This window comes from Nocardioides abyssi, from assembly GCF_030412915.1.
In the GTDB taxonomy this organism is placed as follows: Bacteria; Actinomycetota; Actinomycetes; order Propionibacteriales; family Nocardioidaceae; genus Nocardioides; species Nocardioides abyssi.
The window spans coordinates 185,028-207,471 of record NZ_JAUHJR010000005.1 but is presented as its reverse complement, the minus strand read 5'-3'; the positions used below and the strand labels follow the sequence as shown (position 1 = coordinate 207,471).

General features: G+C 73.7%; 17 protein-coding genes. 13 read left to right on the top strand and 4 right to left on the bottom strand.

The genetic code is table 11. The features are described from left to right. Positions 1-144: 144 nt before the first annotated feature. From QWY29_RS13530 to QWY29_RS13495, 8 genes are all read left to right on the top strand, one after another. Complete coding sequence (locus QWY29_RS13530; protein ID WP_300961550.1) at positions 145-3,768, top strand: ABC transporter ATP-binding protein; 3,624 nt, start codon at positions 145-147, stop codon at positions 3,766-3,768. A 56-nt stretch (positions 3,769-3,824) separates the two neighbouring features. Then, positions 3,825-4,235, top strand: coding sequence for a hypothetical protein (locus tag QWY29_RS13525; protein ID WP_300961549.1), 411 nt, complete (start codon positions 3,825-3,827; stop codon positions 4,233-4,235). Between the two features lie 82 nt (positions 4,236-4,317). Beyond that, on the top strand, positions 4,318-5,580 hold the full coding sequence (locus QWY29_RS13520) for an MFS transporter (RefSeq protein WP_300961548.1): 1,263 nt from the start codon (positions 4,318-4,320) through the stop codon (positions 5,578-5,580). A gap of 131 nt (positions 5,581-5,711) precedes the next feature. After that, the gene (gene trpS / locus QWY29_RS13515; protein ID WP_300961547.1) at positions 5,712-6,770 is read left to right on the top strand and encodes a tryptophan--tRNA ligase; all 1,059 of its coding nucleotides are present in this window, start codon (positions 5,712-5,714) and stop codon (positions 6,768-6,770) included. Between the two features lie 9 nt (positions 6,771-6,779). Continuing rightward, a complete protein-coding gene (locus tag QWY29_RS13510) occupies positions 6,780-7,292 on the top strand; it encodes a 2'-5' RNA ligase family protein (RefSeq protein WP_300961546.1) in 513 nt (170 codons plus the stop codon). Positions 7,293-7,383: 91 nt separating this feature from the next. Beyond that, entirely contained in the window at positions 7,384-8,430 is a 1,047-nt protein-coding gene (locus tag QWY29_RS13505) for a YihY/virulence factor BrkB family protein (RefSeq protein WP_300961545.1), read from the top strand. Next, complete coding sequence (locus QWY29_RS13500) at positions 8,427-8,669, top strand: SCO4848 family membrane protein (RefSeq protein ID WP_300961544.1); 243 nt, start codon at positions 8,427-8,429, stop codon at positions 8,667-8,669. The genes QWY29_RS13505 and QWY29_RS13500 overlap by 4 nt, the downstream gene beginning before the upstream one ends. Before the next feature lie 144 nt (positions 8,670-8,813). After that, positions 8,814-9,815, top strand: a complete 1,002-nt coding sequence (locus QWY29_RS13495; protein ID WP_300961543.1) for a type IV toxin-antitoxin system AbiEi family antitoxin domain-containing protein — start codon at positions 8,814-8,816, stop codon at positions 9,813-9,815. Between the two features lie 199 nt (positions 9,816-10,014). Here the strand turns inward: QWY29_RS13495 and QWY29_RS13490 are convergent, their stop codons facing one another. The 4 genes from QWY29_RS13490 to QWY29_RS13475 all read right to left on the bottom strand — a co-directional run bounded on the left by QWY29_RS13490 (position 10,015) and on the right by QWY29_RS13475 (position 14,689). Then, entirely contained in the window at positions 10,015-10,758 is a 744-nt protein-coding gene (locus QWY29_RS13490; RefSeq protein WP_300961542.1) for a succinate dehydrogenase/fumarate reductase iron-sulfur subunit, read from the bottom strand. Next, positions 10,755-12,797 carry a fumarate reductase/succinate dehydrogenase flavoprotein subunit gene (locus QWY29_RS13485; protein WP_300961541.1) on the bottom strand — a complete coding sequence of 681 codons (2,043 nt, stop codon included), beginning with the start codon at positions 12,795-12,797 and terminating at the stop codon, positions 10,755-10,757. Before QWY29_RS13485 ends, QWY29_RS13490 begins: the two co-directional genes overlap by 4 nt. A 12-nt stretch (positions 12,798-12,809) precedes the next feature. Next, positions 12,810-13,511: a succinate dehydrogenase cytochrome b subunit gene (locus QWY29_RS13480; RefSeq protein WP_300961540.1), complete on the bottom strand. Its 702-nt coding sequence runs from the start codon at positions 13,509-13,511 to the stop codon at positions 12,810-12,812. Positions 13,512-13,627: 116 nt separating this feature from the next. After that, positions 13,628-14,689, bottom strand: a complete 1,062-nt coding sequence (locus tag QWY29_RS13475) for a glycosyltransferase (RefSeq protein ID WP_300961539.1) — start codon at positions 14,687-14,689, stop codon at positions 13,628-13,630. A 259-nt stretch (positions 14,690-14,948) separates the two neighbouring features. On the opposite strand from QWY29_RS13475, the gene QWY29_RS13470 reads away from it, so the two are divergent. The 5 genes from QWY29_RS13470 to QWY29_RS13450 all read left to right on the top strand — a co-directional run bounded on the left by QWY29_RS13470 (position 14,949) and on the right by QWY29_RS13450 (position 22,414). After that, positions 14,949-16,700 carry a methylmalonyl-CoA mutase family protein gene (locus QWY29_RS13470; RefSeq protein WP_300961538.1) on the top strand — a complete coding sequence of 584 codons (1,752 nt, stop codon included), beginning with the start codon at positions 14,949-14,951 and terminating at the stop codon, positions 16,698-16,700. After that, complete coding sequence (gene scpA, locus QWY29_RS13465) at positions 16,697-18,859, top strand: methylmalonyl-CoA mutase (RefSeq protein WP_300961537.1); 2,163 nt, start codon at positions 16,697-16,699, stop codon at positions 18,857-18,859. The genes QWY29_RS13470 and scpA overlap by 4 nt, the downstream gene beginning before the upstream one ends. Next, complete coding sequence (gene meaB / locus QWY29_RS13460) at positions 18,859-19,866, top strand: methylmalonyl Co-A mutase-associated GTPase MeaB (protein WP_300961536.1); 1,008 nt, start codon at positions 18,859-18,861, stop codon at positions 19,864-19,866. The genes scpA and meaB overlap by 1 nt, the downstream gene beginning before the upstream one ends. Before the next feature lie 99 nt (positions 19,867-19,965). After that, a complete protein-coding gene (locus tag QWY29_RS13455; RefSeq protein WP_300961535.1) occupies positions 19,966-21,054 on the top strand; it encodes a ScyD/ScyE family protein in 1,089 nt (362 codons plus the stop codon). A 169-nt stretch (positions 21,055-21,223) separates the two neighbouring features. Then, positions 21,224-22,414 carry an amidohydrolase gene (locus QWY29_RS13450; protein ID WP_300961534.1) on the top strand — a complete coding sequence of 397 codons (1,191 nt, stop codon included), beginning with the start codon at positions 21,224-21,226 and terminating at the stop codon, positions 22,412-22,414. The last annotated feature ends 30 nt before the right edge of the window (positions 22,415-22,444 follow it).

Sequence of the window (22,444 nt, the reverse complement as noted above, 5' to 3'; positions counted from 1 at the left end):
CCACGTCCGCGGCCCGTCGCCCTCCCGGGGCGGCGGGCCGCGGTGCGTCCCGGGGCCCGCCGCCCGACCCTGGCCGGCACCGCGGGTCGGCACCACCGAAAAGCAGATGAGGAGTGTCGGCGGCGCGCCGTAGCGTCGTCGGAGATGACCGTGTCCAGCCCGCCCGCCGCCGAGCGCGGCACCTCCGCACCCGACCCCGGGGCGGGCGCCGGCGCGCCCCTGCCGGACTCCCGTGTCGTCGACTGGCGTCGGCTGCGCTCCCGGGTGGCCGGGGCCGCGCTGGTCGCTCTGTTCGTCGCCGCGGTCGGCCAGGCGCTCGGGACCGTCGTCGCCGGCCGCCTCGCGGCCGCCCCGAGCGAGGACCTCGTCGCCCTGCTCGCGCTGTGCGTCGTGGGCGCCGCGGTGCTCGACTCCGCGGCGCGTGTCGTGTGGTCCGGCGTCGTCGACCGCGCCGAGGGCCGGCTGCGCGCGGACCTGCTCGACGCCGCGCTGTCCCAGCCGCTGGCCCGCCTCGGCGACCAGGCCGTGGGGGAGGTGCTCGACCGGGTCGACGACGACACCTACGAGGTCGGCGTGCTGGTCCGCCGCCAGGTGTGGGACGCGATGCGCACGCTCTTCGCGACCGTCCCGATGTGGATCGTGGCCGGCCTGACCTGGTGGCCGGCCTGGTTCCTGCTGCCGGTGGTCACCGCGGTGACGGTCGCGGTCGTCCGGCCCCTGCTGCCGGAGATCTCGCGGCGCAAGGTGCTGGAGGAGGTCGCCTGGACCGACCACGCCGCCGCGCTCGAGGAGGGCGTCGCCGGCCGCGACGACCTGCGCACCAGCCTCGGCCAGGCCCACGTCGTACGCCGCGTCGCCGGCCTGTCCGCCGAGGTCCACCGTCGCCTGGGGCGGGTCCTCGAGGCCGAGACGCGCCTGGCCCGGCGGGCCGGCCTGCTGCTGCACGGGCTGCTGGCGGCCGTGGTGGTCGCGGGGGTCGCGCTGGTCTCGGCCGACGGGCTGTCGGTGGCGCGGCTGGTCACGCTGTTCCTCGTCACCTCGACCTTCGTCGGGCAGGTCAACAACCTGGCCCAGCACCTGCCGGACCTGCAGGCCGGCCTCGGCGCGCTGGTGCGCCTGCGCCAGCTGCTGGAGGCCGAGCCGGAGCCGGTCGGCGGGGAGCCGGTGCCCGAGGGTCCGCTGGACCTGCGCTTCCGCGACCTGCACTTCGCCTACGAGGAGGGCAGGTTCGCGCTCGCCGGCGTCGACCTGCTCGTGCCCGCCGGGCAGACGTGCGCGCTGGTGGGCCGCACCGGGTCGGGCAAGTCGACGCTGGCGGCCCTCGTCTCGCGGGCTGTCGAGCCGGAGCGCGGCAGCGTGCTGATCGGCGGCGTCGACGTGCTCGACCTCGACCTGCAGCAGCTGCGGGCCACGGTCGGCGTGGTCACCCAGCGCACCGAGATCCTCGCCGGCACGCTCGCCGACAACATCACCCTCTTCGCCGACGTCCCCGCGGGCCGCGTCGAGCACGCGGTGACCGAGCTCGGCCTCGAGACGTGGGTGGCGGGGCTGCCCGACGGGCTGGCCACCCAGCTCGGGCCCGGCGGCACGACCCTGTCGGCGGGGGAGGAGCAGCTGGTGGCGTTCGCCCGGCTGCTCGTGCGCGACGTGCGGGTGGTGGTCCTCGACGAGGCCACCGCCCGGATGGACCCGGTCACCGAGGAGCTCGTCGTGCGGGCCGCCGACCGGCTGCTCGCCCGCCGCACGGGCCTGCTGGTGGCGCACCGCCTCGGCACGGTCGAGCGCGCCGACCTGGTCGCGGTGCTCGAGCAGGGCCACGTCGTGCAGCACGGCTCCCACGCCGCGCTCGCGGCCGCGCCCGGCCGATTCCGCGACCTGCTCGCCTCCGGCGGCGCCGAGCCGGCTGCGGCGGGCACCGACCCGGCCGACCACGCGGCGCCGGCACACCCGGCACACCCGGCGGACGCGGCGCCGGAGGACCCGCGCGACGACCTTGGCGACGACCTGCCGACCCCGATGGCGACCGCGGTGGGCGGCCGGCGACGCACCGGCCCGCCCCCGGTGCGCCCGGCGGTCGGCGACGGGCCGTCGCTGACCCGCGGGGTCGCGCACATGCTGGTCATCCACCCCGGCTGGGGCCTCGCCGGCGCCGCGCTGTTCCTGCTCGCGTCGCTGACCGGCGCCTTCGGCACCCTCACCGGCTGGGCCTGGGGCCGGCTGGTCACCGACCTCGGGGAGGGGCGCACGCCGACGGCCCTGGCCGCCGTCGTGGTGGTCAGCCTCTTCATCGCCCCGCTGGCGCTGGCCTCGGCGTTCCTGCGCTACCCGCACTGGTGGATCGCGGTCCTGCTGCGCACCCGGATGTCGGTGCTGGTCGGCCAGACCCGCCAGCGCCGCCTCGCGCGGACGCCGGCCGGCGAGGTGGTGGCCCGCACGATGGACGCCGACCGCTACGCGCGCTACGCCGACCGCTGGGTCGACTTCGTCAACGGCCTGATCATCGTGGTGGCCACCAGCGTGGCCGGCGGCAGCCTGCTCGCCGGCGGGGTGCTCCTCGCGGTCATGGTGGCCTCGGCCCTCGCCTCCTCGGTGGGCCGCCCGATCGCGGGGCGCTCGGCTGCGGCGGCCTCCAAGGCGCGGGCCGGCTTCGGCCGGTCGCTGGTCTCGGTGCTCGACTGCGTGCGCACCGTCAAGCTCGCGGCCGCCACCCCGATGGTCCGCCGGCACCTGGGCCGGGTCGACTCCGGCCGCGTCGACGCCGCCGTGCGGGAGCACCGCGTCCAGGCCGCCCTCGACGGCGTCCCGGTGGTGGTCGTGCAGTGCGGCGTGGTTGCGGCTTGGGCGGTGCTCGTCGCCGGGGGATGGGACCTCGCCACCGCGCTGCTGGTCTCCTCGGCGGTCAACGGCTTCGACTGGTTCGGCCGGGTCGCGGGCTCGGTGATCACCGAGGCGCCCGGCACGCGGGCGTGGCAGCGGGCCACCAGCCGGCTCGCCGGCGGTGTCGACCTGATGACGCTGCCGCCGGGGGTCGACCTGGTCGCCGGGGCCGCCCCCGAGCCGCCGCCCGCCCCGCGCGTGCCGCTGCGCCGGCTCGAGCTGCGCGACCTCGGGGCGGTCCACGACGACGGCACGGTCGGCGTCTCGGGTGTGGACCTCGACGTCACGTCCGGCGAGCTGGTGCTCCTGCTCGGCCAGGTCGGCTCGGGCAAGTCCAGCCTGCTCGCGGCGCTGGCCGGGCTCGTCGACCACACCGGCTCGATCCGGTGGAACGGCGAGGAGGTCTCCGACGCCGAGGTCTTCCTGCGCCCCGGCCAGGTCGCGCACGTCGCCCAGGTCCCGAGGGTGCTCTCCGGCACCTTCGCCGACAACGTCCTGCTCGACCACGCCGGCGAGCGCGGGCTCGAGGACGCCGTCGCCGACGCCCGGCTCGGCCGCGACCTCGAGGAGGCCGGCGGGCCGCACGCCCTCGTGGGGCACCGCGGCGTACGTCTCTCCGGCGGGCAGGTCCAGCGGCTCGCGCTGGCCCGGGCGCTCGCGACCGACGCCGAGCTGCTGCTCGCCGACGACGTCTCCAGCGCCCTGGACGCCGCGACCGAGCTGGAGCTGTGGGAGGCGCTGCGCCGCCGCGGCACGACCGTGGTGGGCGCGACCTCCAAGCGGGCCGCGCTGGCCAGAGCCGACCGGGTCGTGGTGCTCGTCGAGGGCCGGGTCGTCGCCACCGGCCCGTGGTCGGGGCTGGCCGGCGCGTGGGGGCACCTCGCCGGCTGAACGAGGACCGCGGACGGTGCCGGAACCGCGGCGGCCCCCGGGTCGTTGGCAGGGACGTGCGCACCCTCCTCGTGACCTCGACCCTCGTGGCCGCCGTCGGCCTGCTCGGTGCCTGCTCGGAGGCCGAGGACGCCGTCCGCGGAGCCGCGCGCGACGCCGGGTGCGCGGCGGCCCAGCGAGTCGCCGACCAGGCGGAGCGGACCGCTCGCGACGCGGTCGCCGACATCGGTGCCGACCCGCAGGCCGCCCGCCGCGAGCTCGAGGGGGTCCGCGACGCGCTCCGCGCCGCCGAGGCCGGTCTGAGCGGCGAGACCGGCGCCCAGGTCGAGCGTGCCCGCGACGCCGTCGACGCCCTGCTGGTGCAGGCCCGGCGGGCCGCCGACGGCACCCGGGTGGACGACCGGGCGGTCGACGACGCCGAGCGCCGGCTCGACGACGCTGTCGGCGAGATCACCACGATCTGCTGACCTCCAACGGCCGTCCACGGAATAGGTCGGCGCCCGCCGCCGGTTGGAGGATGGAGGCACCCCCACCCGACCGGAAGGCCCCATGACCTCCACCGCGCCCGCGACCGCGCACGCCGCCGACATCGGCACCCCGGCCGGGGGACGCCGGTTCGTGCTGGCCGTGCTCGCGCTGGCGGTCGGCGGCTTCGCGATCGGCACCACGGAGTTCGTGACGATGGGGCTGCTGCCCCAGATCGCGGAGGGCATCGGCGTCTCCGAGCCCACCGCCGGCCACGTCATCTCCGCCTACGCCCTCGGCGTGGTGGTCGGCGTGCCGATCCTGTCGTTCTTCGCCGCCCGGCTCCCGCGGCGCGGCCTGCTCGTCGGGCTGATGGGTGGGTACGCCGCGTTCAACCTGCTCAGCGCCGCGGCCACCGGCTACGGCCTGCTGACCCTGGCCCGCTTCCTCGACGGCCTGCCGCACGGGGCGTACTTCGGCGTGGCCAGCCTGGTCGCGTCGAACCTGACGACGCCGGAGAAGCGCGGCCGCGCGGTCGCCAGCGTGATGCTCGGCCTGAGCGTGGCCAACGTCGTCGGCGTGCCGGCCGCGACCTGGGTCGGCCAGCACCTGGGCTGGCGGGCGGCGTACGTCATCACCGCCGCCCTCGCCGGGCTGACGATGCTGCTCATCCTCGCCTTCGTGCCGTCGGTGCCCGGCGACAAGCAGGCGACCGGCCGCGCGGAGGCCCGCGACTTCTTCACCAACCGCCAGGTCTGGATGACGATGGCGGCGGGCGCGATCGGCTTCGGCGGCATGTTCGCCGTCTACTCCTACATCGCCACGACCGTCACCGACGTCAGCGGCCTGGGCAGCGGGACGGTCCCGTTCTTCCTGCTGGCCTTCGGCCTCGGCATGGTCGCCGGCACCTGGCTCGGCGGCGAGCTGGCCGCCTGGTCGGTCTTCCGCTCGCTCATCTGGTCGGGCATCGGGTCAACGCTGGTGATGGTGCTCTTCTGGACGGTCGCGCCGTTCGGCTGGTGGCTGCTGCCGGTCGTCTTCCTCATCACCGCGATCGGGTCGGTGCTGGTCACCAACCTCCAGGTGCGGCTGATGGACGTCGCCGGCAACGCCGTCACCCTCGGCGCCGCGATGAACCACGCCGCGCTGAACCTCGCCAACGCGCTCGGCGCCTGGCTCGGCGGGCTGGTCATCGCCGCTGGCCTCGGCTACCGCGCGCCCGCCCTGGTCGGCGCCGCGCTCTCCGTGCTCGGCGTGGCCATCCTGCTGTGGTCGGCCACGGTGCACCGCAGCGACCAGACGGCCGCGGCGAGCGCTGCGGCCGCGCGCGACGGCGTACGCCCCTAGCCGGGACTCGTCCCGGCCCGCTCCGGCCAGCTCCGGCCCGACCGAGCCCGACCGAGCCCGACCGAGCCCACGCCGGGTGCACCTCCGGGGGCCAGGGACGCGTCGACAGCCCGGTCGGGGAGAATGGACCCATGTCCACCACCACCTCGCCCGAGACCGCCGCGCCCGCCGCGGCGTCCGGCGGCGCCCGCCCGCGGGTGCTGTCGGGGATCCAGCCGACGGCCGACTCGTTCCACTTCGGCAACTACCTCGGTGCGCTGCGGCAGTGGGTGGACCTCCAGCGCGACCACCAGCCGTTCTTCTTCATCGCCGACCAGCACGCGATCACCGTCGAGCAGGACCCCAAGGTGCTGCGCGAGCGCACGCTGCGCGCCGCCGCCCAGCTGCTGGCGATGGGGATCGACCCCGAGCGCTCCTCGATCTTCGTGCAGTCCCAGGTCCCGGCCCACGCCCAGCTCGGCTGGGTGCTGCAGTGCCTGACCGGCTTCGGCGAGGCGCGCCGGATGACCCAGTTCAAGGACAAGTCGGCCAAGGGCGGCGAGGGTGCGGCCAGCGTCGGCCTGTTCACCTACCCGATCCTCCAGGCGGCCGACATCCTGCTCTACCGCCCGCACTACGTGCCGGTCGGCGAGGACCAGCGCCAGCACCTCGAGCTGACCCGCGACCTGGCCCAGCGCTTCAACAGCCGCTACAAGAAGACCTTCCGGCTGCCCGAGCCCTACATCCTCAAGGCGACCGCCAAGATCGCCGACCTGCAGGACCCGACGCGCAAGATGTCGAAGTCGGCCTCCTCGCCGGCCGGCATCATCGACATGCTCGACGACCCGAAGGCCAGCGCGAAGAAGATCCGCTCCGCGGTCACCGACTCCGACGCCGAGGTCCGCTTCGACGTCGAGGCCAAGCCGGGCGTCAGCAACCTGCTGACGATCTTCTCCGCGCTCACCGGGACCGCCGTCGGCGACCTCGAGCAGGAGTACGCCGGCAAGGGCTACGGCGACCTGAAGAAGGACCTCGCCGACGTGGTGGTCGACTTCGTGACGCCGTTCCGCCAGCGGACCCTCGAGCTGCTGGACGACCAGGCCCACCTGACGTCGGTGCTGCAGCGCGGCGCCGAGACCGCCGGGGCGGTGGCCGAGGCGACGATCCGGGACGTCTACCAGCGGGTCGGCTTCGTGGCAGCGGCCCAGTAGGGTCGGGGGATGCCGACGATCGGGGTTGCCGTGGCGATCCCCGAGCCCTGGGCGAGCGAGCTCCAGGACTACCGGACCGCGCTGGGTGACACCACCGCGACGATGATCCCGACGCACATCACGCTGGTCCCGCCGACCGAGCTGGCCGAGGGTGACCTGGCAGCCGTCGAGGAGCACCTGGACGCGGTCGCCGCCGCGCGCCCGACGTTCCTGGTGCACCTGCGGGGGACCGGGACGTTCCGGCCGGTCTCGCCGGTGGTGTTCGTCTCGCTCGCCGAGGGGATCTCCTCGTGCGAGCAGCTGGCCGACGGCGTACGCCGGGGGCCGCTCGCGGTCGACCTGGAGTACCCCTACCACCCGCACGTCACGATCGCCCACCACCTCGACGACGAGCGGCTGGACCGCGCCTTCGACGACCTGGCCGACTTCGAGTGCGAGTTCCTCGTCGAGGGCTTCCACCTCTACATGCACGACGAGGCCACCGGCTGGCGGCCCAGCCGGGAGTTCACGCTCCGGGGCTGACCGGGCTGACCGGGCTGACCGGGCTGACCGGGCTGATCGCGCTGCCGGCCGGCCGATCGGGGCGATCGGGGCGCGTGGGTACCTGTGCGGCATGTCAGCGATCCAGGACCGGGTGACCGGGGGCGTGCAGGACGTGCGCCGACGGCGGCCGTTCGTGGACCACCTCGTGCGGATGCAGGAGCACTACGGGTCGGTGCAGGCCTCCCAGCAGGCCGGCGCGGTGACGTACTTCGCGTTCTTGTCGTTCTTCCCGATCCTGGCGCTGTCGTTGTTCACCGTCGGCCTGATCTCCGAGGTCTACCCCGACGCCAACCGCACCCTTCGCGACGCGATCGAGTCGGTGCTGCCGGGCATCGTCGGGCCCGACGAGGGCCAGGTCTCGCTCGAGCAGATCCGCACCTTCCGCGGGTGGGCGGCGGTCCTCGGTCTCGCCGGTGTCCTCTACTCCGGCCTCGGGTGGCTCTCGGCGATGCGGGCCGCCCTGCAGACGGTCTTCGCCACCCCGCAGCGCGAGCAGCCCGGCTTCGTCGTCGGCAAGGTCCGCGACGCGCTGACCCTCGTCGTCATCGGCGCCGTGCTGCTGGTGGCCGTCGCGGTGACCGGCTTCGTCGCCAGCTTCTCCGAGGACATCCTCGGCTGGCTCGGGCTCGACCAGGAGCTCGGCTGGCTGGTCAAGCTGCTCACCATCGCGCTCGGCCTGGCCGCCAACGCGCTGCTGTTCTACGCGCTCTACGCGCTGCTGGCCCAGCCCAACCTGCCGCGCCGCCCGCTCGTGCAGGCGGCCCTGCTCGGGGCGGTCGGCTTCGAGGTCCTCAAGCAGCTCTCCGGCCTGCTGCTGGCCTCTACCAGGGAGCAGCCGGCGTTCCAGGCGTTCGGCATCGCGCTGATCCTGGTGGTCTGGATCAACTACTTCTCGCGGGTCGTGCTGTACTCGGCTGCGTTCGCGTACACCTCGCCCGCGGCGGTCGCCCAGCGCGTGCTGGAGCCGGCCGACCCGGTGCAGGGTCCGCGGACGCCGACACCGGCCGAGCTGCACGCGCAGCACTCCGGTGCCAGGGCCGCGTTCGCCCCGTTCGCGGTCGGGTCCGTGACCGCCCTCGGTGCGGTCGCGCTCATGAGGAGGAAGAAGTCCGGATGAGGTTCGAACGACGTCACGGCTGGCTGCTCGTCGGGGTCGCTGCCTGGAACGTCCTGACCTACGCGATGTTCACCCGCAACCTGTGGAGCGCCCACGCCGACGGCGAGGACCGTCCCACCGGCTACTGGGTCGCCCACACCGTTCTGATCGTCGTCAACCTCGCCATCGCCGTCGTCCTCGGCCGGCTGGGCGTCCGGGCGTTGCGGGGGCGGGTGTCGGAGTCACCGGTTAACCGGTGACCCCTGCACATATCGGGGCAGATCTGCCCCGATATGTGCAGGACTCCCCTGAGATGTGGGGCCATCACCGGCCCGGGGCGCACGTTGTCCACAGGCCGGCGGAGCGGTGGTGTCGCCGGCCGCTGCCCCGGGCACGACGCCTGCATGATGCTTCGCGACTGGCGGTCCTACCCGCCGCTCACCCTGCGCCGAGAGCTGCTGGCACGCGGGTGGGACGACCGCGCCATCTCCCGGGCCGTCCGAGCCGGCGACCTGGTGCGGGTGCGCTACGGCTCGTACGCCGCCGGGCAGCTGTGGCGCAGCCTGACCGATGCCGAGAGGTACGCCGCGCGCTGCCACGCCGTCCAGCGGCGGGCCGCCAGTGAGCTCGTCCTGTCGCACGTCTCGGCGCTGCCGGCGTACGGCGCGCCCCTGTGGGGGCTGGACCTGGACGTCGTGCACGGCACGCGGAAGGACGCTCGTGCCGGCCGCAAGGAGGCCGGCGTGCAGCAGCACGCGGGCCTCCTGCTGCCCGAGGACGTCACCCCGGTCGACGGGGTCGAGGTGATGTCGGCGGCGAGGACCGCGCTCGAGGTCACCACGATCGCGCCCGTCGAGCCGGCCCTGGTCGTGGTCAACCACCTCCTCCACGCCGGGCACGTCACGCTGCCCGAGCTGTGGGCCCGCTACGGGTCGACGGTGACGGTCGAGCGCGACCGCCTGGGCGTGGTGTCCCCGTCGGCCACGTCGATGCGACGGTGGCCGGGGAGCCTGCGCACCGAGCTGGTGCTGAGACTCGCGGACGGCCGCTGCGAGAGCGTCGCGGAGAGTCGGCTGATGTTCCAGTGCTGGGACGCGGGCCTCGTCATGCCGGTGCCGCAGCACGAGGTCCGCGACGCGACGGGTCGGGTGGTCGCGCGCGTGGACTTCGCGTGGCCGGAGCACGGGGTGTTCCTCGAGGTCGACGGCCGCGTGAAGTACACCGACCTGGTGCCCGCCGGCGAGACCGCTGCCGACGTCGTCCTGCGCGAGAAGCGGCGCGAGGAGCTGGTCACCGAGCTGACCGGGTGGCGGTGCATCCGGGTGACCTGGGCCGACCTCCAGCACCCTGAGCGCCTGCTGGCCCGCATCCGCGCCGCGCTCAACGGCCAGCGGCGCGCCGGCTGACGGGTCCCCGGGGCCGGACATATCGGGGGAGTCCTGCACATCTCGGGGGAGATCTGCCCCGATATGTGCAGGGGTCACCGGTTAACCGGTGACCCCTGCACCCCGCCCGGCCCCGCCGGGCACGGCCGGGAACACCCCGGGAACGCACGAACGGCCCCTCGCGAGCGAGGGGCCGTTCTGGCAGGACGTACGACGGAGGTCAGCGACCGTGCTTGAGCGCGGTGCGCAGGTCCTTGTTGAGCTGGGAGATCACGTCGAGCGGGATCTCCTTGGGGCAGGCCGCGGTGCACTCGCCGATGTTGGTGCAGCCGCCGAAGCCCTCGGCGTCGTGCTGGCCGACCATGTTGACGACGCGGTCCCAGCGCTCGGGCTGGCCCTGCGGGAGCTCGCCGAGGTGGGTGATCTTCGCACCCATGAACAGCGAGGCCGAGCCGTTGGGGCAGGCCGCGACGCAGGCGCCGCAGGCGATGCAGGTGGCGACGTCGAAGGCGCGGTCGGCCTTCTTCTTCTCCACCGGCGCCGCGTGGGCGTCGGGGGCGGAGCCGGTGTTGGCGGAGATGTAGCCACCGGCCTGGATGATCCGGTCAAAGGCGCTGCGGTCGACGATGAGGTCGCGCAGGACCGGGAAGACGTCCGAGCGCCACGGCTCGATCGTGATGTCGTCGCCGTCCTTGAACGAGCGCATGTGCAGCTGGCAGGTCGTGGTGACCTCCGGGCCGTGCGCCTGCCCGTTGATCATCAGGCCGCAGTTGCCGCAGATGCCCTCGCGACAGTCGCTGTCGAACGCGACGGGCTCCTCGCCCTTCTCGTTGAGCTGCTCGTTGAGCACGTCGAGCATCTCGAGGAAGCTCATGTCCTCCGAGACGCCGTCGAGCTCGTACTTCTGCATCGACCCGGCCGACGCCGCGTCACGCTGACGCCAGATGTTGAGGGTGAGTCTCACTTGTAGCTCCGCTGCTTCATCTCGATGGCCGTGTAGATCAGGTCTTCCTTGTGCAGGACCGGGAGGCCGTCCTCACCGGTCCACTCCCACGCCGCGACGTACGCGAACTCGTCGTCGTGGCGCAGCGCCTCGCCGTCCTCGGTCTGGGACTCGGCGCGGAAGTGGCCGCCGCAGGACTCGCGGCGGTTGAGGGCGTCGATGCACATCAGCTCGCCGAGCTCGATGAAGTCGGCGACGCGGCCGGCCCGCTCGAGGCTCTGGTTGATGCTCTCGTTGGTGCCCAGGACCCGCAGGTCGGTCCAGAACTCCTTCTTGAGGTCCCGGATCATGTCGATCGCCTTGCGCAGGCCCTCCTCGGAGCGCTCCATGCCGCAGTACTCCCACATGATGTTGCCGAGCTGCTTGTGGAAGGAGTCGGCGCTGCGGGTGCCGTTGATCGAGAGGAACTTCTGGATCCGCTGCTCGACGTCGGTGCGGGCCTCGACCACGGCCGGGTGCGACTCGTCGATCTTCTCGAACGGGCCGTCGGCGAGGTAGTCGCGGATGGTGTTCGGGAGGACGAAGTAGCCGTCGGCCAGGCCCTGCATCAGCGCCGAGGCGCCGAGGCGGTTGGCGCCGTGGTCGGAGAAGTTGGCCTCGCCGGTGACGAAGAGGCCGGGGATCGTCGACTGCAGGTGGTAGTCGACCCACAGGCCGCCCATCACGTAGTGGACCGCCGGGTAGATCCGCATCGGCGTCTCGTAGGGGTCCTCGCCCGTGATCCGGGCGTACATGTCGAACAGGTTGCCGTACTTCGTCTCGACGGCCTGGCGACCCATGCGGCCGATCGCGTCGGCGAAGTCGAGGTAGACGCCGCGGCGGACCTGCTGCTCGGTGCCGTCGGCGCCGACCTCGGTGACGGCGGGGCCGACGCCGCGGCCCTCGTCGCACATGTTCTTCGCCTGGCGGGAGGCGATGTCGCGGGGGACCAGGTTGCCGAACGCCGGGTAGATCCGCTCCAGGTAGTAGTCGCGGTCCTCCTCGGGGATGTCGCGCGGGTCCTTGTCGCAGTCCTCGGCCTTCTTGGGCACCCAGATCCGGCCGTCGTTGCGCAGCGACTCCGACATCAGCGTCAGCTTCGACTGGTGCGCGCCCGAGACCGGGATGCAGGTCGGGTGGATCTGCGTGTAGCAGGGGTTGGCCATGTAGGCGCCCTTGCGGTGCGCGCGCCACGCGGCCGTGACGTTGGAGCCCATCGCGTTGGTGGAGAGGAAGAAGACGTTGCCGTAGCCGCCGTTGGCGAGCACGACCACGTCAGCGAGGTGGGTCTCGATCTCGCCGGTCACCAGGTCGCGGGCGACGATGCCGCGGGCCTTGCCGTCGGCGACGATGACCTCGAGCATCTCGTGGCGGGTGTACTGCGTGACCGTGCCGGCCGCGACCTGGCGCTCCATGGCCTGGTAGGCGCCGAGCAGCAGCTGCTGGCCCGTCTGGCCGCGGGCGTAGAACGTGCGGGAGACCTGCACGCCGCCGAAGGAGCGGTTGTCGAGCAGGCCGCCGTACTCACGGGCGAAGGGGACGCCCTGCGCGACGCACTGGTCGATGATGTTCGCGCTGACCTCGGCCAGGCGGTAGACGTTCGACTCGCGCGAGCGGTAGTCGCCGCCCTTGACGGTGTCGTAGAAGAGGCGGAACGTCGAGTCGCCGTCCTCCTTGTAGTTCTTGGCCGCGTTGATGCCGCCCTGGGCGGCGATCGAGTGCGCCCGGCGCGGGGAGTCCTGGTAGCAGAAGGACTTCACGTTGTAGCCGGCCTCGCCGAGCGTGGCGGCTGCGGCACCGCCGGCCAGGCCGGTGCCGACGATGATGATGTCGAGCTTGCGGCGGTTGGCCGGGTTGACCAGGCGGTTGTCGAAGACGCGCTGGGTCCAGCGCTGGTCGATCGGACCGGTCGGGGCGACCGGGTCGACCAGCGGGTCGCCGGGCGTGTAGTAGCCGCGGGCGTCGTCGGAGACCTGCTGGGCGGGCTGGTTGAGGGGCGTCGTGCCCTGGGCGGAGGCCATGGTGCGCCTTCCTTACTTCTCGATGATGCCGGCGAGGACGGACAGGGGGACCAGCGAGAACCCACCGGCGATCACGACCGCGAGCACCCAGCCGGCCTGCTTGGCGCGGGCGCGGGAGGCGGCGGTGTTGGTGAAGCCGAGGGTCTGCATCGCGCTGAACGTCCCGTGGTGCAGGTGGAAGCCGAGGGCGAGCATCGCCAGCAGGTAGATGACGGTCATCCACCACACGTCGAAGGAGTCGACCATCAGGTTGTACGGGTCGTCGGTCGAGCCGCCGCCCGGGTTCACCTTCGGGACGGTGAAGTTCAGCAGGTGCCAGACGATGAACAGCAGCAGCGCCAGGCCGCCCCAGCGCATCGTGCGCGAGGACAGCGAGGAGTGCTGGTTCTTCTTGACCTGGTACTTCACGGTGCGCGCGTTCGCCGCACGACGCCACAGCGCGTACGCCGCCGCGACGTGCGCGATCAACGCGACGACGAGCAGGACGCGCATCACCCAGAGGAAGCCCTCGTGGGGGAGCAGCGGCTCACCGAACTCGCGCAGGTGCTCGGCGTAGGTGTTGAACGCGTCATGCCCGGCGAACGCCTTGAGGTTGCCGTACATGTGCGCGAGCACGTAGCCGATGAAGACGAGGCCGCTGACGGCCATGACGATCTTGAGCGCCACGGTGGAGCGCGTCGCGCGCGCCCCCTTGACGAGGGTCGGGGTTGCCACGAGAAGTCACGGTACCTCTCGGCCCCGGTCGCTCGTCACGCCAGGCGTGTGACATATGCCTTGTTACCGACGGGTCAGGAACTTCGGCAGGCGTTCGGACGTCGTCCCGGGGATGGTCACCGCCCTGCTGTCGAGGGGGTACGCCGCGTGGCCAGCGGCGCGAGGTGCCGCTCTACGAGCTCGTCGACCGCGTCGGGCCAGGAGCGCCCCATGGCCAGCTCGCGGGCACGCCGGCCCATCATCGCGCGGTGCCGGTCGCCGGCCACGACACCGGCGGCCCGCGCCAGTCCGAGCGGGTCGCCCGCCGGTGCGAGCAGGCCGGTCTCGAGCGGGCGGACCAGCTCGCGGGCGCCTCCCGACCGGGGCGCCACCACCGGCACGCCGCTCGCGCCGGCTGCGCGGAGGGCGTGGCAGCAGGTCTGCTCCTCCCCGGGGTGCACCAGCACGTCGAGGCTCGCCAGCGCGACGGCGAGGTCGCCCGGGCCGAGCCGGCCCGTGGTCACCGAGCCGGGCAGCCGGTCCGCGAGCCAGTCGCGCTGCGGTCCCTCGCCGATCAGCACCGTGCGCGTGCCGGGCACCCGCGCCAGGGTCGCCAGGCGGCGTACGCCCTCGTGCTTGGTGAGCGCGCCGACGTACCCGACCACCACCAGCGGACCCTCGGCCGAGCGCGCCCGCGCCCACCTGTCGTGCAGCCACGGGTCGCGCAGCGCGGGGGTGAAGGCGGCGGTGTCGACGCCGGGCTGCCAGGTCTCCGCCGGGACCCCTGCCTCGGCGAGCCGGTCGGCGTGCCAGCGGGCGGTGACGACGACGCGGTCGGCCCGGGCGCCGACGCGCAGGCGCCACCGGTCGAGCGTGCCCGCGAGCACGGCCTGCTGCTGCACGACGAGGCTCGGGATGCCGTGGCGGCGGGCGTGGACGAGCGCCCGCCGGCCGAGCGGGCCGGGGTCGGTCACGTGGACGACGTCCGGCCGGTGCGCGTCGATCGCAGCCCGCACCTGGGCGCCACGGCGGTCCAGCGGCGTCACCCGGTCGACCCGGCACCGGCGGTAGTCCGCCATGCCGGGCGCCGGCGCCACCAGCCGCACGTCGTGGCCCAGGTCGACGAGCCGGTCCGTCGTCGCCTTCAGCGTCGGCTCGCCCGCCGGCTGGCAGGTCTCGGTCACCAGCGTGATCCGCATGTCGCCACCCTCGCCGCCGCAGGTGGCCCGGCGGCGGCGGGCGCGTGCACGTCACGTGAACAGCCGCTGCCCGCTCCGCCGCCCACATCTCAGGGGAGTCCTGCACATATCGGGGTAGATCTGCCCCGATATGTGCAGGAGTCACCGGTTAACCGGTGACCCCGACACCCCGCCAGGCGGCCGCGCGGAGGGCCGCCAGCCAGGTCGAAAACGTCACACTCGGTGGCCACCGTCACGCCACGTCCTTATCGTTCGCCCCATGACGCAACCCGAAGGCGCGGTGGAGGGCGGCCTCGACGAGCCGACCGAGCTGGAGCCGGAGCAGGGCACGCTCGACCTGGCCGGAGACGGCGACCGGTGGACCGTGCAGGACTGGGAGCAGGCCGCGGCCGCGGTGCTGCGCAAGTCCCGCCGGCTCACGGACGACGACCCCGACGACGCGGTGTGGACGAAGCTGGCCCGCACCACGCTCGACGGCATCGAGGTCACGCCGCTCGGCACCCCGGCGCTGCTGGAGGGCCTGAGCACCACCGGCCGTCCGACGCGCGTGGGCCCGTGGGACGTGCGGGCGCACCTGGGTGCCACCGGCGTGCCGGCGAAGCAGGCCAACGAGGAGGCGCTCGTCGACCTCGACGGCGGCGTCGCGTCGCTGTGGGTGACCGCGGACGCCGACACCGACCTGCCCGCGCTGCTCGAGGGCGTGCTCCTCGACCTGGCGCCGGTCGTCCTCGACGCGCCGACCGCCCCCGTCGCGGTGGCCGAGGCGTTCCTCGCCCACCTCGACGGCACGACGCCGGCCGACGGCACCAACCTCGGCGTCGACGGCCGCGCCTCGGACGAGGACCTCGTCGCGGTGGCCCGGCTCGCGCTCGACAACGGCGTGCTCGGCGTCGTCGTCGACGCGACCGTCGCCCACGACCTCGGCGCCTCCGACGCCCAGGAGCTCGGCTACTCGATGTGGGTGGCCGCCCGGGTGCTCCGCGTGCTGACCGGTGCCGGCATCGGCGTCGACGAGGCGACGCGGCTGCTGGAGTTCCGGTACGCCGCGACCGACGAGCAGTTCCCGACCATCGCCAAGCTGCGGGCCGCCCGCCGGCTGTGGGCGCGCGTGGTCGAGCTGAGCGAGGGCGCCCCGCCCGAGCAGCGCCAGCACGTGGTGACCAGCCGGCCGATGATGAGCAAGTACGACCCCTACGTGAACATGCTGCGCACCACCGTCGCCTCCTTCGCGGCCGGCGTCGGCGGCGCGGACGCGGTCACGGTGCTGCCTTTCGACAGCACGCTGGGCCGCCCGGACGCCTTCGGCCGCCGGATCGCGCGCAACACCTCCCACCTGCTCGTCGACGAGGCGCACGTCGCCAAGGTCGCCGACCCCGCCGGTGGCTCGTACGCCGTCGAGAAGCTGACCGACGACCTGGCCGTCGCCGGCTGGGACGTCCTGGGCCGGCTGGAGTCGGGGGAGTCCTTCGACGACGCCGTCGCCGAGACCGTGGCCCGCCGCGAGCGCGAGGTCGCGACCCGCAAGCGACCGATCACCGGCCTCACCGAGTTCCCCAACCTCGCCGAGCAGCTGCCCGAGCGGGCTGCGGACCCGGCCGCCGAGGCGGTCCGTCGCTACGGCGCCGCCTTCGAGGAGCTGCGCGACGCCCCGACGTCCCGCCCGGTGTTCGTCGCGACGATGGGCACGGTCGCCGCGCACACCGCCCGCGCGACGTTCGCCTCCAACCTGCTGGCCGCCGGCGGGATCGCCGTCGAGGTCGCCGGGCCGACCCAGGGCGTCGACGACGTCGTGGCGGCGTACACCTCCGGCGACCGCAGCCCGGTCGTCTGCCTGGCCGGCTCCGACGCGGCGTACGACGAGTGGGCCGACCCGCTCGTCGCCGCCCTCCGCGAGGCCGGCGCCAGCCACGTCGTCGTCGCGGGCAAGCCGCGCGACGGCGTCGACGACTCCTGCGCGATGGGCGTCGACGCCCTCGCGTTCCTCACCCGCACGAGGGAGCACCTGTCATGACGGTCCCGAAGAGCTTCGCCGGCCTGCCGCTCAGCGGCGGCGCGGGTGTCCCGGCCGCGGCGAGCGGCGGTGAGCCGTGGACCTCGCCCGAGGGCATCGAGATCAAGCCCGTCTACACCGAGGGCGACATCGCGGGCCTCGACGCGCTGGACACGTTCCCGGGCCTCAGCCCGTTCCTGCGCGGGCCCTACCCGACGATGTACACCACCCAGCCGTGGACGGTCCGGCAGTACGCCGGCTTCTCCACCGCCGAGGAGTCCAACGCGTTCTACCGCCGCAACCTCGCGGCCGGCCAGAAGGGCCTCTCGGTCGCCTTCGACCTCGCGACCCACCGCGGCTACGACTCCGACCACCCGCGGGTGCGCGGCGACGTCGGCATGGCCGGCGTGGCGATCGACTCGATCTACGACACCCGCACGCTCTTCGACGGCATCCCGCTCGACGAGATGTCGGTGTCGATGACCATGAACGGCGCGGTCCTGCCCGTGCTGGCCCTCTACATCGCGGCGGCCGAGGAGCAGGGGGTGAAGCCGGAGCAGCTCGCGGGGACGATCCAGAACGACATCCTCAAGGAGTTCATGGTCCGCAACACCTACATCTACCCGCCGGCGCCGTCGATGCGGATCATCTCCGACATCTTCGCCTTCACCAGCCAGCGGATGCCGCGGTTCAACTCGATCTCGATCTCCGGCTACCACATGCAGGAGGCCGGGGCGACCGCCGACCTGGAGCTGGCCTACACGCTGGCCGACGGCGTGGAGTACATCCGCGCCGGCCTCGACAGCGGGCTGACCATCGACCAGTTCGCGCCGCGCCTGAGCTTCTTCTGGGCGATCGGCATGAACTTCTACATGGAGGTCGCCAAGATGCGCGCCGCCCGCGCGCTGTGGTCGCGCCTGGTGCGCCAGTTCGACCCGCAGAACCCCAAGTCGCTCAGCCTCCGCACGCACAGCCAGACCTCCGGCTGGTCGCTGACCGCCCAGGACGTCTTCAACAACGTCCAGCGCACCGCGATCGAGGCGATGGCCGCGACCCAGGGCCACACCCAGTCGCTGCACACCAACGCGCTGGACGAGGCGATCGCGCTGCCGACCGACTTCTCCGCGCGCATCGCCCGCAACACCCAGCTGCTGCTGCAGCAGGAGAGCGGCACGACCGGGACGATCGACCCCTGGGCCGGCTCCTACTACGTCGAGCGGCTGACCCACGACATCGCCGAGCGCGCGTGGGCCCACATCCAGGAGGCCGAGCAGGCGGGCGGCATGGCCCAGGCCATCGAGCAGGGCATCCCGAAGATGCGCATCGAGGAGGCCGCCGCCCGCACCCAGGCGCGGATCGACTCCGGCGCGCAGAAGGTCATCGGCGTCAACACCTACCGGCTGGCCGCCGAGGACAAGCTCGACGTCCTCAAGGTCGACAACGACGACGTCTACCGCCAGCAGGTCGCCAAGCTCGAGCGGCTGCGCGCCGAGCGCGACGACGACGCCGTGCGCCGGGCGCTCGAGGCGCTCACCAACAGCGCCGAGCGGGGCGCCGGCCAGGGCCTCGACGGGAACCTGCTCGGGCTCGCCGTCGACGCGGCCCGCGCGAAGGCCACCGTCGGGGAGATCTCCGAGGCGCTGGAGAAGGTCTACGGCCGGCACCAGGCCGTCATCCGTACGATCAGCGGCGTGTACCGCGACACCGCCGGCGAGGGCGACGGCACCCTGGTCCAGCAGGTCCTCGACGCCACCGCCGACTTCGAGGAGAACGAGGGCCGCCGGCCCCGCATCCTCGTGGCGAAGATGGGCCAGGACGGTCACGACCGCGGCCAGAAGGTCATCGTGTCCGCTTTCGCCGACATGGGCTTCGACGTCGACGTGGGCCCGCTGTTCTCCACGCCCGAGGAGGTCGCGCAGCAGGCGGTCGACGCCGACGTCCACATCGTCGGTGTCAGCTCGCTCGCCGCGGGCCACCTCACCCTCCTGCCGGCGCTGCGCGACGCGCTCGCCGAGCAGGGCCGTTCCGACATCATGGTCGTGATCGGCGGCGTGATCCCGCCCGACGACGTGCCGACGCTGACCGAGATGGGGGCGGCCGCGGTGTTCCTGCCCGGCACCGTCATCGCCGAGTCCGCGCTCGACCTGCTGGCCCGGTTGCGCGAGCAGCTCGGTCACTGATGCCGCCGGACGTCCCGACGCTCGTCGAGGGGATCCGGTCCGGCCGTCGGGCCGCGGTCTCCCAGGCGATCACGCTGGTGGAGTCCTCGCGGCCCCAGCACCGTGAGCTGGCCCGCGAGCTCCTCACCGAGCTCGCGGACGACTCCGGGGGGCGCGACGTCGTCCGGGTCGGGATCTCCGGCGTGCCCGGGGTCGGGAAGTCGACGTTCATCGAGTCCCTCGGGACCCGCCTGACGGCAGCGGGCCACCGGGTCGGGGTGCTGGCCGTCGACCCGTCGTCGGTGCGCACCGGCGGTTCGGTGCTCGGCGACAAGACCCGGATGGGCCGGCTCGCCTCCGATCCGCAGGCGTTCATCCGGCCCTCGCCCAGCGCGGGCACCCTCGGCGGCGTCGCCCGCGCGACCGTGCAGGCCATGGCGGTGCTCGAGGCGGCGTCGTACGACGTGGTGCTGGTCGAGACGGTCGGCGTGGGGCAGTCGGAGGTCACCGTCGCGGGGATGGTCGACACCTTCCTCTTCCTCACCCTCGCCCGCACCGGCGACCAGCTCCAGGGCATCAAGAAGGGCATCCTCGAGATCGCCGACGTCATCGCGGTCAACAAGGCCGACGGCGACCGCGAGGGCGAGGCGCGGGTCGCCGCGCGCGACCTGGCCGGGGCGCTGCGGATGGTGCGCGGCATGGAGGAGTGGGCGCCGCCGGTCGTCACGTGCTCGGGGCTGACCGACGTCGGCGTCGACGACCTGTGGGACCGCGTGCTGGCCCACCGGGAGCACCTCGGCACCGACGGGCTGGCCCGCAAGCGCGCCGAGCAGCAGCTCGACTTCACCTGGGCGATGGTCCGCGACGAGCTCGACCAGCGGCTGCGGCACTCGCCCGCGGTGCGGGCCGTCCGCGACGAGGTCCGGGCCGCGGTGCTCGCCGGGGACCTGCCGGCGACCGTGGCCGCCGACCGCATCCTGGCGGCGTACGACGCCGGGACGGCGGGCGGGCCCATAGCCCCGGGCTGACCCGGACGGGTCCCCCCAAGATGGGACATCTGACTCATGCGGGCGGGACATCGGGCCGCGCAGGATCGGGTCACACCCACCCCTGCTTGGAGGAACCCGATGAAGCGCTCCACCCTTGCCGCGGCCTCGGTCGCCGCTCTCGCGCTGGCCGTGCCCACGGCCGGCGCGAACGCCGCCCCCGCCCCCGCCGCTGACCGGGCGCCCGGCGCCCAGGTCGTCGCCACGGGCCTGCTCAGCCCGCTCAGCCTGGGCGTGAAGTCCAACGGCACGGCCTACGTCGCGCAGAACTTCGCCGGCCAGCTGATGAAGGTCAAGAAGGGCAAGAAGCCGGTCGTCGTCGCGAAGGCGATGAAGGGCCGCGAGATCGGCGCCGTCGACGTGACCGACAACGTCATCACCTATGCCGTGTCGTGGGGCGAGAACGAGGGCGGCATCGTCCGCCAGATCCGGAAGGGCAAGACCCGCACCATCGGTGACATCGGCGCCGCCGAGCGGGCCACCAACCCCGACGGCGGCACGACCTACGGGCTGCAGGACCTGCCCGAGGACTGCCAGGTGCCGCCGTTCCTCCAGGAGTACCAGGGCGTCACGGAGACCCACCCCTACGCCACCGCCGTCTCCGGCAGCACGGTGTACGTCGCCGACGCCGGCGCGAACGCGGTCTTCAAGATCGCCGGAGGGGAGGTCACGCCCGTCGCCCCGCTCCCGCCCGTCGAGGTCGTCGTCCCGGCCGAGGCCGCTGCGGCGCTCGAGCTCCCCGACTGCGTCGTGGGCCGCACCATGGCCCTCGAGGGCGTGCCCACCGACATCGAGGTCGGCCCCGACGGAGACCTGTACGTCACCAGCCTCCCGGGAGGTCCGGAGGACGGCAGCCTCGGCGCGAACGGCGCCGTGCACCGCATCGACCCCGCAACCGGCGAGGTCACCCCGGTCGCGACCGGGTTCCTCAGCACCACCGGTGTCGCGGTCGCGCGGAACGGCGACGTCTACGTCACCGAGCTGTTCACCGGCCGGATCATGAAGGTCCTCGCCGGCACCAGCACCCCGCAGCTGTTCCGGAAGGCGGCGATGCCCGCCGCGCTCGAGCTCAAGGGCGGCTCGCTGTGGGCGACCACCAACGCGATGACCGGCATGTCCGGCGAGCCGGGTGACGTGCCCAAGGGCAAGGTCATGCGCTTCGGGCTCTGACCCGCACCGCGCCACCCTCCTCACCCCACCACCCGACCCACCACCACCCGCCTCGTGCTGCCCAGCGTGCGCTCCAGCGCACTCCCCGCAGCACGAGGCGGGTGTGGTGCGTCCGGGGGTGGGCGGCCGGGGTCGGCGGGTGGGGGAGGGGACTAACCTGGGTGGCCTGATGACCAGGGACCCCCGCGTGCACGAGCTGATCCGCGAGGTCGCCGAGAAGCACGAGGCGGAGCTCGTCGACCTGCGCCGTGACCTGCACGCCCACCCCGAGCTGTCGTGGCACGAGGAGCGCACGTGCGACCTGGTGGCCGACCGGGTCGCGGAGGTCGGGTGGCGGGTCCGGCGGATGCCGCGGTCGGGGGTCGTCGCCGAGATCGGTGAGGGCGGCCCCGTGGCGGCGCTGCGGGCCGACCTCGACGCGCTGCCGGTGCACGACGTCACCTCCGACCCGTGGCGCAGCACCGTGCCGGACGTGGCGCACGCCTGCGGGCACGACGTGCACACCACCGCCGTGGTGGGCGCGGCGCTCGCGCTGGCCCGGGTGCACGAGGAAGGCCTGCTCGGCGGCCGCGTGCGGCTCCTGTTCCAGCCGGCCGAGGAGGTCATGCCGGGAGGCGCGGTGCACCTGATGAGCCTGGGCGTGCTCGACGACGTCGACCGGATCTTCGCGCTCCACTGCGACCCCGGGGTGGACGTCGGCCAGGTCGGGCTGCGACTCGGGCCGCTGACCAGCGCCGCCGACCGGGTCGAGGTGCGGCTGGAGGGGAGGGGCGGCCACACCAGCCGCCCGCACCTGACCGGCGACCTCACCTTCGCGCTCGCGAAGGTCACCACCGAGCTGCCCGCCGTGCTGAGCCGCCGGATGGATCCCCGGGCCGGGGTCTCGGTCGTGTGGGGCATGGTCCGCGCCGGCGCCGCGCCCAACGTCATCCCCGACGTCGGGTCCCTCGCCGGCACCGTGCGCATCCTGGACGCGGTCGCCTGGGCCGACTGCGAGCGGATCGTGCGGGAGGTCGTGCACGAGATCGTGGCGCCGTACGGCGTGACCGCGGTCGTGGACTACCAGCGCGGCGTCCCGCCGGTGGTCAACGAGCCGGTGTCCAACCGCATCCTGGCCCGCACCGTCCACGAGGTGCTCGGCGACGGCGGCCAGGTGGTCGCCCCGCAGAGCCTCGGCGGCGAGGACTTCGGCTGGTACCTCGACCAGGTGCCCGGCGCGATGATGCGCCTCGGCACCCGCACCCCGGGCGGTCCCACCTACGACCTGCACCAGGGCGACCTCCGCGTCGACGAGCGCGCGATCGGCATCGGCGCGCGCGTGCTGGCCGGAGCAGCAGCAGCGGCCGTCGCCGACGCCTGAGGAGGGCGCCCGCGACGGCCGCGGCCGAGG